At 63.7% G+C, this 12861-nt stretch carries 14 protein-coding genes; 8 read left to right on the forward strand and 6 right to left on the reverse strand.

Annotation, left to right across the window (positions count from 1 at the left end):
* A partial coding sequence (locus ACN0X9_RS09500) for an NAD(P)/FAD-dependent oxidoreductase (protein ID WP_417487366.1) occupies positions 1-1085 on the reverse strand: 1085 nt, incomplete at its 3' end.
* A gap of 139 nt (positions 1086-1224) precedes the next feature.
* On the opposite strand from ACN0X9_RS09500, the gene ACN0X9_RS09505 reads away from it, so the two are divergent.
* The 5 genes from ACN0X9_RS09505 to ACN0X9_RS09525 all read left to right on the forward strand — a co-directional run bounded on the left by ACN0X9_RS09505 (position 1225) and on the right by ACN0X9_RS09525 (position 4903).
* On the forward strand, positions 1225-1566 hold the full coding sequence (locus tag ACN0X9_RS09505; RefSeq protein WP_291764055.1) for an aspartate decarboxylase: 342 nt from the start codon (positions 1225-1227) through the stop codon (positions 1564-1566).
* A 91-nt stretch (positions 1567-1657) separates the two neighbouring features.
* The gene (locus tag ACN0X9_RS09510) at positions 1658-2065 is read left to right on the forward strand and encodes a GNAT family N-acetyltransferase (protein WP_417487367.1); all 408 of its coding nucleotides are present in this window, start codon (positions 1658-1660) and stop codon (positions 2063-2065) included.
* Between the two features lie 516 nt (positions 2066-2581).
* Positions 2582-3166 carry a hypothetical protein gene (locus ACN0X9_RS09515; protein ID WP_417487368.1) on the forward strand — a complete coding sequence of 195 codons (585 nt, stop codon included), beginning with the start codon at positions 2582-2584 and terminating at the stop codon, positions 3164-3166.
* Positions 3156-4325 carry a succinyl-diaminopimelate desuccinylase gene (gene dapE / locus ACN0X9_RS09520; protein WP_417487369.1) on the forward strand — a complete coding sequence of 390 codons (1170 nt, stop codon included), beginning with the start codon at positions 3156-3158 and terminating at the stop codon, positions 4323-4325. Before ACN0X9_RS09515 ends, dapE begins: the two co-directional genes overlap by 11 nt.
* Positions 4322-4903 (forward strand): hypothetical protein, encoded by a 582-nt coding sequence (locus tag ACN0X9_RS09525; protein WP_417487370.1) that lies wholly within the window; start codon positions 4322-4324, stop codon positions 4901-4903. Before dapE ends, ACN0X9_RS09525 begins: the two co-directional genes overlap by 4 nt.
* On the opposite strand, the gene truA is transcribed toward ACN0X9_RS09525, so the two are convergent.
* The 3 genes from truA to ACN0X9_RS09540 all read right to left on the reverse strand — a co-directional run bounded on the left by truA (position 4900) and on the right by ACN0X9_RS09540 (position 7289).
* Positions 4900-5649, reverse strand: coding sequence for a tRNA pseudouridine(38-40) synthase TruA (gene truA, locus ACN0X9_RS09530; protein WP_417487371.1), 750 nt, complete (start codon positions 5647-5649; stop codon positions 4900-4902). The two genes, ACN0X9_RS09525 and truA, sit on opposite strands and share 4 nt — an antisense overlap.
* Positions 5649-6578 (reverse strand): methionyl-tRNA formyltransferase, encoded by a 930-nt coding sequence (fmt, locus tag ACN0X9_RS09535; protein WP_417487372.1) that lies wholly within the window; start codon positions 6576-6578, stop codon positions 5649-5651. Before fmt ends, truA begins: the two co-directional genes overlap by 1 nt.
* A gap of 138 nt (positions 6579-6716) precedes the next feature.
* The gene (locus tag ACN0X9_RS09540; protein ID WP_417487373.1) at positions 6717-7289 is read right to left on the reverse strand and encodes a hypothetical protein; all 573 of its coding nucleotides are present in this window, start codon (positions 7287-7289) and stop codon (positions 6717-6719) included.
* A gap of 151 nt (positions 7290-7440) precedes the next feature.
* Between ACN0X9_RS09540 and ACN0X9_RS09545 the strand changes: the two genes are divergently transcribed.
* Complete coding sequence (locus ACN0X9_RS09545; protein ID WP_417487374.1) at positions 7441-8292, forward strand: pirin family protein; 852 nt, start codon at positions 7441-7443, stop codon at positions 8290-8292.
* On the opposite strand, the gene def is transcribed toward ACN0X9_RS09545, so the two are convergent.
* Positions 8289-8813: a peptide deformylase gene (gene def, locus ACN0X9_RS09550; RefSeq protein ID WP_417487375.1), complete on the reverse strand. Its 525-nt coding sequence runs from the start codon at positions 8811-8813 to the stop codon at positions 8289-8291. The genes ACN0X9_RS09545 and def overlap by 4 nt on opposite strands.
* 31 nt (positions 8814-8844) lie before the next feature.
* Entirely contained in the window at positions 8845-10326 is a 1482-nt protein-coding gene (gene rmuC, locus ACN0X9_RS09555; RefSeq protein ID WP_417487376.1) for a DNA recombination protein RmuC, read from the reverse strand.
* 186 nt (positions 10327-10512) lie between these two features.
* Here rmuC and ACN0X9_RS09560 point away from each other — a divergent pair, with 186 nt between their 5' ends.
* Both ACN0X9_RS09560 and ACN0X9_RS09565 read left to right on the forward strand, forming a co-directional pair.
* Complete coding sequence (locus ACN0X9_RS09560; RefSeq protein ID WP_417487377.1) at positions 10513-11631, forward strand: GNAT family N-acetyltransferase; 1119 nt, start codon at positions 10513-10515, stop codon at positions 11629-11631.
* Positions 11632-11732: 101 nt separating this feature from the next.
* Complete coding sequence (locus tag ACN0X9_RS09565; RefSeq protein WP_417487378.1) at positions 11733-12860, forward strand: PQQ-dependent sugar dehydrogenase; 1128 nt, start codon at positions 11733-11735, stop codon at positions 12858-12860.
* Position 12861 lies beyond the last annotated feature (1 nt).

Below are 12861 nucleotides of genomic sequence, written 5' to 3' on the forward strand. Positions count from 1 at the left end.
GCTGTCAGCATGAAGTGATCATCGACGGCAGAGCGCGCGATGCCACCGGCCGAGGAGATCGCCCGGTCGAGATCACGTTGCGCCGTCACGCGCAGCGGTACGGCCTTGATCAGGGCCGCCAGCGCCGCCGGGTCGCGCGGCAACTCACCGACTGCATCGCGCAGGACCGAGATCGCCTGTGGCGTCAGCCCGGCCTTGCGCAACGTGTTGGTGAGCGACTGGCCCTTCTTCGCCCTGCCCAGCCAGTTGGCCAGGTCAGTCACGTCACGGTGAGGTTTGAGGTCGATATGCAGGGTCGCCGGTTCGCCATTCGCCAGCGCTGCCCGAATGGCCGCGGACAGGGCGTAGACCGCTCCGCCCTCAAGACCGTAACGGGCGATCATCGCCTCGCCAGCGACCCGTTCATCGCCCAGCGACAGGGCGATGCTCTTCAGCGGTGCACCGGCAAAACGGTCCTTGGTGATGGCGCTCCATTCGACATTGACGCCGCAATTGGAGGCCGAGAATTCGACCAGATCGACGCCCCGCGCCGCCAGGGCTTCGGTCCAGGCCCCGTCAGACCCCAGGCGCGGCCAACTGGCACCGCCCAGGGCGAGCAAGGTGGCTTCCGGTGACACTGTGACCTCCTCGTCCGGTGTCTGGAATACCAGCGCGCCGTCATCATTCCAGCCGGTCCAAGCATGCCGCAGGTGCAGCGTCACACCGTGCAATTCCAGCCGCTCACGCCAGGCCCGCAGCAGAGGTGATGCCTTCATCGCTTCGGGAAAGACCCGACCGGACGAGCCGGTGAAGGTTGGCTGGCCCAATCCCTCGCACCACTCACGCAGTGCCGCAGGACTGTGCCGGGTAATCGCCGGGCCGAACCAGTCGGCGGCCTCGCGATAGCGGCCCAGAAAGGCCGGTAAAGGTTCACTATGGGTCAGGTTCAGCCCGCCGCGACCGGCCATAAGGAATTTGCGACCGGGGGTCGGCATGCGCTCATAGAGGTCAACCTCGTGACCGAGCGTGGCGAGATGTTCGGCGGCGATCAGCCCGGCCGGGCCGGCACCGATAATGGCGATATGTCTGGGACGGATTGTGCTCATCCTCCCTGTGTAGCGGTCGCCGCCCCGCTCCGCCATCACGCGCTGCGTCAGGGCTGAGTCCGGGCTGCGCTGATGCGCCGCTACCGCTTCGGGCTCGAATCTGGTCACATGGGGCAAATCACACAATGAGGGGCGCGCCATGAGCGAAGACACCATCCGGGAAAAGCCGACCGCCAAGGATCCCGCGGCGCCATACGGTTCGGCCGACAATCCGTCGGAATTCGATGTCCTGCACCGCATGGGCACGGACGAACCCTATTTCATCATCCGTGGCGGTGACCCGCTGTCCGACGCCCTGGTCGAGCTGCATGCCTATATCGGTGCCGGCCAGTCCGGCGCGGCGCACGACACGCTCGAGCGCATCCTGGCCCTGACCTCGCAGAAGCCGCCCCGTCCGGTCGGTTCACCCAAATACCGCGAGACCTTCAAGATCTCCGTCTCGATGGAACGCTTCCGGGAAACGCACGGCCGTTCGCACTAAGCGGCGCCCCGCCAACCGGAGCCGCGTCCTGACCGATGCTCTGACAATCCGGCGCGCTACGCCTGAAGACCATGTCGCCCTGGGCGAGGTGATGTTTGACGCTGTCCGCAACGGGCCCAGCCTCTACACTCCGGCCCAGCAAGCCGCCTGGGTGCCGGAACCGCGCGGCGGCACCGACTGGGACGAGCGCCTGGCCAGCCAATGCGTGTTTTTGGCCGAGCGGGGTGGCCTCATCCAGGGCTTCCTGACGCTCGACCCGCCGGACTATGTGGACTTCGCCTACATCCGGCCCGCCAGTCAGGGGCAGGGTCTGTTCCGGCGGCTGCATGACGCGGTCGAGCAGGAAGCCTTGCACCGGGGCCAAACACGCCTGCACGTCCATGCCAGCCTGATGGCCCGGCCGGCCTTTGCCGCCGTCGGCTATCAGGTCGTGGAAGAAGAAACCGTCGAGATCCGCGGCGAGAGCTTCCGGCGCTTTGCGATGGAAAAGGTGTTCTAGAACACATACCGACTTGACCCGGCGCGACCGCCGGGACGTCGGAGTATTGCCCCGGCAGGCGAGCGCGATTGCCTCCCTCCACACGGCATGTCGCACGGAAGTTTGCTTTACCGCAGTAGGACTCAGACACGGCACCATGTCGGCCCAACCGTGGATTACTCCCCCAGTGAGCTGAACATCGATTCGGTTCTATGCTCGGGGTGGTGAATTACAACAACGCCGGTGTCATCTAACAAAACCGTGCCGAAAGATGTTTTGCTTATAAGGGATAAAAATTGGCCCAATCGGCGGCCCCTTGCAAGTTCGACCAAGCGGTCGCATGGCCCCGAGCCCCCCTTCGGGTCCGAAACTCTCTTCTTCGGGAGGGCCTGTTGCGGGAGGGCCTGTCGAAATGTTCTCGAATCGCAACTTCGACCATTGACCCGGTACAGAAACTTAAGAAGCTACCCTTAGAAGCAAACCTATCTCTTGACAAAGCCCATAATCCCTTACAAGGATTAATGGATGGAGGCTGTCATGAAGCAAATGGATGAAGCGACCGGCTGGTTGAAACTGGATCTCGATGCCCATAGGGCATTGGAAGCTCAACGTGTTTCGCTGGAAGAAAACCAGCTGGACATTCTGAAACGCGCCCTCTTGCGGGCCGATGCCACGGCAACAGTTGGCTCAACGGCTGCGCCAAAGTCTCGCCAGCAGGCCGCGCATTCCCAGCTGAAAGCTCCCCCGGCAGACTGGCACGACAAGTTTGGCGAATGCGATCGCAGAACCGGACATTTTCAGGTCCAGCTGCACGAGTATGTGCAGTTCGCCGACAGCCAGAAGGCGGCTTATCGACTGGCGTTGATCTGGCTGGAGAAGAAATATCCGGGAACTCTTGGACGATTGGCGAGCCATCCGGGAGGGCGGGGACGGAGGATTGTCGCAGCCGATCGGGAAGCGCTTTATACACGGTCTCCCGAACTGGCGAAAATGGCTGAAAAACTAACTGACGACTGGTATGTCGATGTGAACCTGTCGAAGGAGCAGAAGCTCTCTCGCCTTCGGACTGCATGCCGCATCACCGGCCTCGAGTTTGGCAAGGACCTCGTCATTGACCTCTGACCGCCTTGACGGCCTCGCCAACCCCCTGCCGCTTGCCCAGGCCTTGATCCGTCGCCCGTCGATCACGCCAGCCGATGCCGGTGCGTTGGGTGTGCTGGAAGCCGCGCTGGAGCAATTGGGCTTCGCCTGCCGGCGCTATCCCTTCGGCGAAGTCGACAATCTCTATGCCCGCCGGGGCACCGCTTCGCCGTGCTTCCTGTTTGCCGGGCATACGGATGTCGTGCCGCCCGGTGACGACGAGGCCTGGCAGAAACCGCCCTTTGGCGCCGAAGCCGACGATGGTGTATTGTGGGGCCGCGGCGCGGCCGACATGAAGGGCGCCATCGCCGCCATGGTGGCCTCGGTCCAGCGCTTTCTGGACAACTGCGAACCGGAGGGCTCTCTCGCCTTCCTGATCACCGGCGATGAGGAAGGCCCCGCCATCCACGGCACCAAGTCCGTGCTCAAGGCGCTGGCCGAAGAAGGCGAGACCTTCGACCATTGCCTGGTGGGCGAACCGACCAATCCCAATGCGCTGGGTGACACGATCAAGTCGGGCCGTCGCGGCTCGCTGAACTGCACCCTGACCGTGACCGGGCGCCAGGGTCATGTCGCCTATCCCGAGCGCGCCGAGAACCCGATCCCGGCCCTGCTCGACCTGCTCGGACGCCTGTTGGCCCGCAAGCTGGATGACGGTGTTTCGCCCTTCCAGCCCTCCAATCTGGAAGTGACCTCGGTCGATGTCGGCAATCCGACCACCAATGTCATCCCGGCCGCCGCAACGGCCCGCTTCAATATCCGCTTCAATATCGCCCATACCGGGGACGCGTTGTCCGACTGGATCCGGTCCGAAGTGGCGAAGATCGATCTTGATTTCGACGGCCGGATCGAGGCCGACATCCATGTCACGGGCGAGGCCTTCCTGACACCGGCCGGCCCCTTCACGACCCTGCTCCAGGATTGTGTGGAGGCGGAGACCGGACGTCGTCCGGCGCTGACCACCGGCGGCGGCACCAGCGATGCCCGCTTCATCCAGCTCTACGCGCCGGTCGCCGAATTCGGCCTGGTCGGGGCCACGATGCACCAGGTGGATGAGCGCGTCCCGGTCAGCGATATCGAGACCCTGACCGCCATCTATACCCGCATCCTGCAGCGCTACTTCAAGGATTTCCCGGCATGATCAGATTGGTCGCCGAAGGCTGGCAGGGCATGCAGGGCGCCCTGCGCATCCTGACCTTCCGCGAGGGTGGCGAGGCGATGTTTGACGTCTCGATCGGCGGGTTCTGGCGATCCTTCGCAGCGGCGCTATTTGTCATCCCCCTTGTCACGCTGGTCTATTTCGAACGGGTCCATCTGGGCGTCGGCATCAGCGCGGCGATGTATTACCTGATCTTCGCGGCGACCTGGCTCAGCTTTCCCGTCGCCGCGGCTCTGGCGGTCATGGTGATTGGCGCGGGACAGCGCTATCTGGCCTGGGTGATCCTGCACAATTGGGGCGTTGTCTGGCTGTACCTGGTGATCACGGCGATCTGGTCGCTGCAGGTCGCCGGCATCATCAATGCCGAGTTCCGCGACTTCCTGTTCTTCCTGTACGGCTATCTGCGCATCCTGGTGCACTGGCGTCTGGCCTATGTGGCTTTGAGCGTGCCGACCATTACCTCAGCCTTCACCGCCGCAGTTCCGGCGCTGGTCTCGTACATCGTTCTGGTCGGCATCAGTCAGGCCTTTGCTGCCTCGGCGGCCACAGCGGCCAGCTAGGCCGGACCGCGATAGTCCACAGCGGTCAGGTAGAGGCCGTGAGCCGGCGCGACCGGGCCACACCGGCTGCGGTCGGCCGCGTCAAGGGCGCGTTTGAAATCGAGCGCCGACCATTTGCCCACCCCGACCTCGACCAGGGAGCCGACCATCGAGCGCACCTGTCGATGCAGGAAGGAGCGCGCCGAACAGGTCAGCTGGACCTCTTCGCCATAGCGCGACACGGATACCGCATCGAGTGATTTGACCGGGCTCTCGGCCTGGCACTGGGCATCGCGGAAGGTGGTGAAATCATGCTGGCCGAGCAGCGCCTGGGCGGCATGATGCATGGCCTCGGCGTCGAGCTTGCGGGTGACCCGCCAGACCTGGCCCCGGTCCAGCGTCAGCGGCGCCCGCCGGTCGATCATCCGGTAGAGATAGTGGCGCTGGGTGGCCGAGAAACGGGCATGAAATTCATCATCGACCCGTACCGCTTCGATCACCGCCACCGGATCGGGTTTGAGATGATAATTGATGGCATCGCGGACCTTGTCGGTGGAGAGGTCCTTGGTCAAGTCGAGATGGGCGACCTGGGCCAGGGCATGGACGCCGCTATCGGTGCGCCCGGCGCCATAGACGAGGACCGGTGCGCCATCGAGCTTTGCGGCGGCGCGCTCGAGGCTTTCCTGCACGGACGGCGCATTGTCCTGGCGTTGCCAGCCGGCAAACGGTCTCCCGTCATACTCGATTGTGATCTTGTAGCGCGGCATCAGTCGAGCACAGTCCCGGCGGGCAGCGAATTGCCGTTGAGGAAAGTCGCGGCATCCATGGCGCCCTTGCCTTCGCGCTGCAAGCGAACAAGACGCAATGCGCCCTCGCCACAAGCAACGGTCAGACCGTCGATCACCGTGCCGGGAGCCGCCTTGCCGTCGACAGCCTCGGCCAGCAGCACCTTGACCCGCACCGGGCGCTTCTCGCCGGGCATCTCGAACCAGGCGCCCGGGAAGGGCGACAGGCCGCGTACATGATGAGCCAGCTCACCGGCCGGGCGGGACCAGTCGATACGGGCCTCGTCGGACGAGATCTTGCTCGCATAGGTGACGCCCTCGCTCGACTGCGGCACGGCCTCCAGCGATCCGCGCTCCAGCGCCGACAGGGCACGCGGCCACATCAGGGCACCGGCATCCATCAGACGGTCATGCAGGCTGGCAGCGGTGTCGCTGTCCTTGATCCGGACTGTCTCGGAGAGCAGGATCGGGCCGGTATCCAGACCGGCCTCCATCTGTTGCAGCTGGACGCCGGTCAGCGTGTCACCGGCCATGATCGCGCGCTGGATCGGCGCCGCCCCGCGCCAGCGTGGCAACAACGAGGCATGCAGGTTGAGACAGCCCATGCGCGGCGCATCAAGCGCGGCCTGCGGCAGGATCTGGCCGTAGGCGACCACGGCAGCGAGATCGAGATCCAGGCTGGCGAAATGCGCAATCACGTCCGGATCGCGGAAGGTCGCCGGCGTCGAAACCGGAATGCCGAGCACTTCGGCAAGCTGGTGCACCGGTGTTTTCTGTTCCGACTGGCCGCGGCCGCGCCGTCTCGGCGGTTGGGTGTAGACATGCACCACCTCATGCCCGGCCGCGGCAATTTCGGCCAGCGAGCGGGCGGCAAAGTCGGGGGTGCCCATGAAGGCGAGACGTAGGGTCATTGGCTCTCGGCGCTCAACGAGGAAAGGACGGTGCCTGTGTTATCGCCCCGGCGGGGAAAACGCCAAGCCTGACCCGCACTGATTTGCCGTCGCGGATTGTTGTCGACCGCGCTCAACCCTTCCGGCGTCGCCCCCCGATCACTCAGCGCCCCACGGCGGCGGCGGGGCGTCGACCGGGTTGGTCAGATCGAACTCGGCGGCGAAATGCCGGTCCGGGCGATCAAGGCCATAAGTGAAACTGGTCTCGGTCAGCGTGATCGACCAGACATTGTCCATCGAGACTGCGATGCCCTCGCGATCGAACAGAATGCGGCTGTACTGGTCGGCCGGGAATTCAGCGCGTCCATCAGCCGGCGGAACGATTGTCGATCCACCATATTGCGACAACACGTCTTCAGTGCCGTCCTCGTGGCGGTGGTCATGCTTGAGCTGCAAGCCCGCGGCCTCACGGGTGATCACCCAGGTCCGAGAGCGATCCTCGCCAACATGCAGCGGAATTCGAATCTCCCCCGCCGAACACTCGCGCACATGCATCACCAGACGCTGTTCGGCCCAATCCGCATCACGCGGATCATCGCTGACCAAACGGCCCTCGAATGCCTGGCCGCACAATTGCGAGAGGCTGGCGAAAAAGGAGGAGTCGGCTGGTGGAGCAGCCGGTGAGCACGCAGCCAAGGCAAGTGGCAGAAAAATAAAGCAAGACAGACGCATGATTCTCTCCTTGATCAGCTCCAAACTGCCCGATCCCTTCCGACATGGAAACATTCTCTTTCGATCCGGAAAATGGCGCTTGCCGGGAAAATGTCTACCTTGGCAATCAGGGACTGGCCCGGACCGGCCACTCACACAGGACAAGACCGCCATGACTGCCACCGACACGCTCACCCGGACCCGCCGGATTACCAAGGTTTCACGCGGCCTTCCGACCTCTGACGGCGCCGGTGTCAAACTCACGCGCATGCTCGGGCATCGCGGGCTGATGGACCTCGACCCCTTCCTGATGCTCGACCAGATCCGCTCGGACGACAGCGCCGACTACATGGCCGGCTTCCCCAATCACCCCCATCGCGGCTTTGAAACCGTCACCATCATGCTGGAAGGCCGGATGCGCCATGGCGACAACAAGGGCCATTCAGGTGTGATCGAGGGCGGCGGTGTCCAGTGGATGACGGCCGGTCGCGGTATCGTGCATTCCGAACAGCCGATCGAGGATGATGGCCGTCTCTGGGGTTTCCAGCTCTGGGTCAACCTGCCCGGCGCGTTGAAGATGACCGATCCGGGCTATCAGGAATTCGACAAGACCGAGATCCCGGTCGAAACCCGGCCCGGTGCCAGCCTGCGCGTACTCGCCGGTTCCAGCTCCACCGGCGTCACCGGTCCGGCCAAGTCTGCCGCGATCCAGCCGACCCTGATCGACATCGTGCTCGAACCCGGCGCCACTTTGGAAGAGGATATCGATCCGGGCCACACGGCTTTCATCGCCGTCTACAAAGGCATGGTCTCGACCGGCGAGGGCCGGGTCGAGGATCCGGACCTGGGTGTGCTGGAAGATGGTGACCGGATCGAGCTGAAGGCCGGGCCGCAGGGCGCCAGCCTGCTGCTCGTCGCCGGCAAGCCGATCAACGAGCCGGTCGCTCGCTATGGGCCGTTCGTGATGAACACCGAAGCCGAGCTGCACCAGGCGGTGACGGATTTCCAGGCCGGGAAGTTCTAGGCCGCGTCGCGGTCCTTGGATTTTTCGACCTTCTTCACCTTCTGAACCGCACGCTGGCGTTTCAGGCGGGAGAGGTAGTCGATGAAGAGCACACCTTCCAGATGGTCCATCTCGTGCTGGATGCAGACGGCGAACATGCCTTCAGCGATCTCCTCGCATTCATTCCCGTCGTAATCGAGATACTGGATGCGGATCCGGTCCGGGCGCTCGATCTCGTCATAGACGGTCGGCACCGACAGGCAGCCCTCTTCATAGGGCTTCAGCGTATCGGACGGGTCGGACAGGACCGGATTGACGAAATAGCGCGGCTTGGGCTCCTCGTCGGAACCGGCGAGATCCATCACGATGATGCGCTTGGGCACGCCAACCTGGATCGCCGCCAGGCCGATGCCATCGGCGGCATACATGGTCTGCAGCATGTCATCCATCAGCTCGCGGAGCTCGTCATCAACCTGGTCAACGGGTTGGGACACTTCCTTGAGCATCGGATCGGGGACGGTGAGGATATCGCGTATGGCCATTTGCCCTAGATAGTCGCACTGGCTTTCAGGATCAAGAATCGACCGCTTCCGGCGCTGCCAGGGCTGGGTTGGGGGCTGGCTTGGGGGCGGATTTGCCGCTGCCGCTCTCGGCACCTTCATCGGCGCCCGCCGCATCGAGATACTCGGCCGGCAGCGATTTGCGGGCATTGGCGCCCAGTGATTTGAGCATTTCGGTCTGGCGCACCAGATTGCCACGCCCCTCGACCAGCTTGCCCTTGGCGGCTGCCCAGGCGTCCTTGGCGCCGTCGATCCGCTTGCCGACCGTCTCGAGATCACCGACGAACCCTTCAAACTTGTCATACAGCGCACCAGCGCGATCGGCGATGTCGATGGCGTGTCGGTTCTGGCGGTCAATCGTCCACAGATTGCCGACCGTGCGCATCGCCATCATCAGCGTCGTCGGCGTCGCGATCATCACATTGCGGTCCCAGGCATAGGCCGACAGCTCCGGGTCGTTCTGCAAGGCCAGCGAAGCGGCGCCTTCCAGCGGGATGAACATCAGGGTGAAATTCACGCCCTCATAAAGCTTGGCGTAATCCTTTTCCCCCAGCGCCTTGATATGGGCGCGGACCGAGGCGATGTGCTGTTTCAGCGCCGCCGCCCGTGTCTCGTCATCTTCGGCATTCACGCAGCGTTCGAACGCGGTCAGCGAGACCTTGCTGTCGATCACCAGTCGATGCCCGCCCGGCATGTCGACGATCACATCGGGCCTCAGCAGCGCGCCCTCGGCATTGCGCTCGGTGGACTGGGTGTGGAAGTGCTCATTCTCGACAAGCCCGGCGCGTTCAAGGATCGAGGCCAGCACCATCTCGCCCCAATCGCCCTGCACCTTGGACGAGGAACGCAGCGCATTGGCCAGCTTCTGGGCGTCTTCCGACATCCGCGACGCGTCCTTGCGCACGGTTTCCATCAATTGCTTGATCTCACCGGCATGCCCGTGGCGCTGCTCGGCGTCTTTCTCCACTTTCGAACGGAAATCGGTCAGCTGTTCGCGCAGCGGCTTGAGCAGGGTCTGCAGGCTTTCCGTGCTTTGCTTGTTCAGCTCGGCACCCGAGGCCTTGAGGATTTCCGCGGCGGTCAGTTTGAACTGGTCATTGAGGCGCTCGCGGGCCTTTTCCAGCTCGGCCAGCTTTTCATCATGATGGCGCAGGGCGGCGTCATGCTCGGTCTTCAGCGCTTCATGGCTGGCATTGAGCCCGTTGCGCTCGGCCGTGACGGCTTCCAGGGCGGCCCGCAGACGGTCGCGCTCCTCGACCACACCATCCAGTCGGGCCAGCGCCTCGCGCGCCTTGGCCAGGTCGGACGCCGCGCTTTCCTGACGGGCACGCCAGTCGTCACGCTCGCTTCGCAGCCGCTCCAGTTCCGGGTCTTCGGTGGCATCGGGCGCATCAGGTTTTCGTTGCAGAAACAGGCCGCCGGCCAGCACTACAAGCAGGACCGCCAGGCCGGCCAGGATCAGCCAGGTTTCCGGAGAGATGTCTGAGAGGGTCACGATTGCTGCTGCCTTCCTGTTCGCGGTCATTCTGGACGAGTCGCCGGTGCGCGACCAGCCGCCAGGCCGGCACCTGTGACACCCTGGCATCCGGCTTCGACAAAACCTGTCACCCTGGAATCGAGCTTCGCAGGATCCGGCCCGCCACTTGCTTGGTAACAGGCCGGGACAACCGGGAGGAACGACGTGCGAGCGAAAACCGTTTCAATCGAGGACATTTCCGCGAGTCAGATCGCGCAGTGGAACCAGTGGGCGTCCCCGAACGGGAAGCTCGTCAGCCCGTATCTGCGGTTCGAGTTTGCCGAAACCGTCGCCCGCAGCCGGACTGATGTCCGGGTCGCCATCATTGAAGACGGCAACCAGACCGTTGGTTTCTTCCCGCATCACAAGGCTCATGGCGGGATCGTCCGGCCGGTCGGTGCGCCCATGAGCGACTATCAGGGCGTGGTTGCGGCCGACCCGGCTGCCATTCCGCCACAAACCCTGGTTCGCGCTGCAGGTGGATCGGCCCTGGTATACGACAATTGGCACGGCGCCTTCGGCGATCAGGACTTCGACAGCCGGGTCTGCGCGGGCAGCCACATCGCTGCCATCGGTGAAAACGGATCGGCATTCCTCGAAGAACGCGGCACACACCACAAGGACCATTTCAAGAAGATGGCGCGCCGCCAGCGCGCAGCCGAACGCGATCTGGGTCCGGTTCGCGTCACCCTGGGAGATCCCGACGGCAAGGCCTTCGCGGCCCTGAGCGAATGGAAACAGACCCAGTACCGCGACACCGGCAAGCTCAATGTGTTTGGCATCGACTGGGTCCAGAGTGTACTGGCCGACCTGCGCGGTCGCGAGGGCGAGGAATTTTCCGGTCTGACCGCCGCACTCTGGTTCGGAGATCGCCTCGCAGCGGTCGAATTCGGACTGGTCGCCGGTGACGTCTACCATTCCTGGTTCCCGGCCTATGATCCCGAACTGTCGCGCTATTCGCCGGGCCTCCTGCTGCTGCACGGACTGTTCGAGCAGGCCCCCGAGCGAGGTATCGCGCGGGTCGATCTGGGTCATGGCGGCGACCACTACAAGAAATACTATTCCAGCTACACCGTACCGCTCGATCAGGGTCGCATCCTGGCGCCCGGCCTAGCAGCGCTCGGCATCCGGACGTGGGAGATTGCGGAACAGGCTGTGGAACGTGTCCCCGGCAAGGTCGGAGCCCTGCCCGGTCGCCTGCGTCGGCGCTGGGCCCAGGTCAGTGCCTTCCAGCCGCAGCTGGCGCCGCGCCTTGCCAGCTTCGCCGGGTCGATCGCGCTATAGGCTGCGCCTGTGCACTGCATGTATTCTCATGCGGTCCCGGCTGTCGTTGACGCACAAGTACGCTAGTCTCTGCTCCGGAATAGCAAGCACGGAGTGACCCCATGCGCGTTGTTGCAAGCCTCGCCGCCTTCGCCGTACTGGCATCAGGCGCCGTCGCCCAACCTGAAATCCATGAAACCGAACAGGCTGATTTCAGGGTCGAGACCATTGCTGATGGCCTGGAATTCCCCTGGTCACTCGCCTTCCTGCCCGATGGCGACATGCTGGTTTCAGAGCGCGAAGGTCGTCTCCGACTGATCCGGGATGGCGTCTTGCGCCCCGAACCGGTTTCGGGCCTGCCCGATATCCTGGCGGAGGGCCAGGGCGGCTTGATGGGCCTGGCGGTGCATCCCGACTTTGCCAGCAACCGACTCGTCTATTTCGCCTATGCCGAAGGGCGCAGCAACGCCAATCATACAGCGTTGGGCCGCGGTCGACTGAACGCCGATGCCACATCACTGGAAGCGGTTGAAACCCTGTTCCGGGTCAACTTCGAAAAGGAGCGCGGCTATCATTTCGGTGGACGCCTGCAATTCCTGCCCGACAGCACACTCTTGCTGACCCTGGGCGACGGCAATCGGTATCGCAACGAGGCGCAGAACCCTGCCAATCATCTCGGCACGATCGTCCGTCTCAATGACGACGGCACCGTCCCGTTCGACAACCCCTTTGTCAGTGCGCGCAGCGCCCGTCCCGAAATCTTTTCCTTCGGTCATCGCAATGTCCAGGGCATCGCCATCAACCCGCAAACCGGTTCGGTCTGGGCCCATGAACACGGCGCCCGCGGTGGCGACGAGATCAACCTCATCGAAGCCGGCAACAATTATGGCTGGCCCCTCGCGACCTACGGCGTCAACTACAATGGCACACCCATTACCGACGCCACCCACGGCGATGGGCTGGAACAGCCAATCTGGTTCTGGGACCCGTCAATTGCGCCTTCGGGAATGGCTTTCTACGACGGTGACGGTTTCGAAAACTGGCACGGGGACGTTTTTGTGGGCGCCCTTGCCGGGACCATGCTGGTTCGCTTCGAAGTGGAAGGCGACCGCGTTATCTCCAGCGAGGCGCTGCTCTCTGAACGGGGAGAGCGCATTCGCGATGTCGCGGCGGGGCCAGACGGCAATCTCTATGTTCTGACGGACGATATTGAAGGCGCCATATTGCGCCTGGTACCCGTCATTCCCTGAT

Origin of the sequence: Maricaulis sp. (assembly GCF_048268525.1) — a bacterium.
Lineage (GTDB): Bacteria > Pseudomonadota > Alphaproteobacteria > Caulobacterales > Maricaulaceae > Maricaulis.

Bases quoted from the DNA above. Each gene is read 5' to 3' on its own strand.
- ACN0X9_RS09505 (WP_291764055.1), top strand. From the start codon at position 1,225: ATGAGCGAAGACACCATCCGGGAAAAGCCGACCGCCAAGGATCCCGCG.
- ACN0X9_RS09510 (WP_417487367.1), top strand. From the start codon at position 1,658: ATGTTTGACGCTGTCCGCAACGGGCCCAGCCTCTACACTCCGGCCCAG.
- ACN0X9_RS09515 (WP_417487368.1), top strand. From the start codon at position 2,582: ATGAAGCAAATGGATGAAGCGACCGGCTGGTTGAAACTGGATCTCGAT.
- ACN0X9_RS09525 (WP_417487370.1), top strand. From the start codon at position 4,322: ATGATCAGATTGGTCGCCGAAGGCTGGCAGGGCATGCAGGGCGCCCTG.
- truA (WP_417487371.1), bottom strand. From the start codon at position 5,649: ATGCCGCGCTACAAGATCACAATCGAGTATGACGGGAGACCGTTTGCC.
- fmt (WP_417487372.1), bottom strand. From the start codon at position 6,578: ATGACCCTACGTCTCGCCTTCATGGGCACCCCCGACTTTGCCGCCCGC.
- ACN0X9_RS09540 (WP_417487373.1), bottom strand. From the start codon at position 7,289: ATGCGTCTGTCTTGCTTTATTTTTCTGCCACTTGCCTTGGCTGCGTGC.
- ACN0X9_RS09545 (WP_417487374.1), top strand. From the start codon at position 7,441: ATGACTGCCACCGACACGCTCACCCGGACCCGCCGGATTACCAAGGTT.
- def (WP_417487375.1), bottom strand. From the start codon at position 8,813: ATGGCCATACGCGATATCCTCACCGTCCCCGATCCGATGCTCAAGGAA.
- ACN0X9_RS09565 (WP_417487378.1), top strand. From the start codon at position 11,733: ATGCGCGTTGTTGCAAGCCTCGCCGCCTTCGCCGTACTGGCATCAGGC.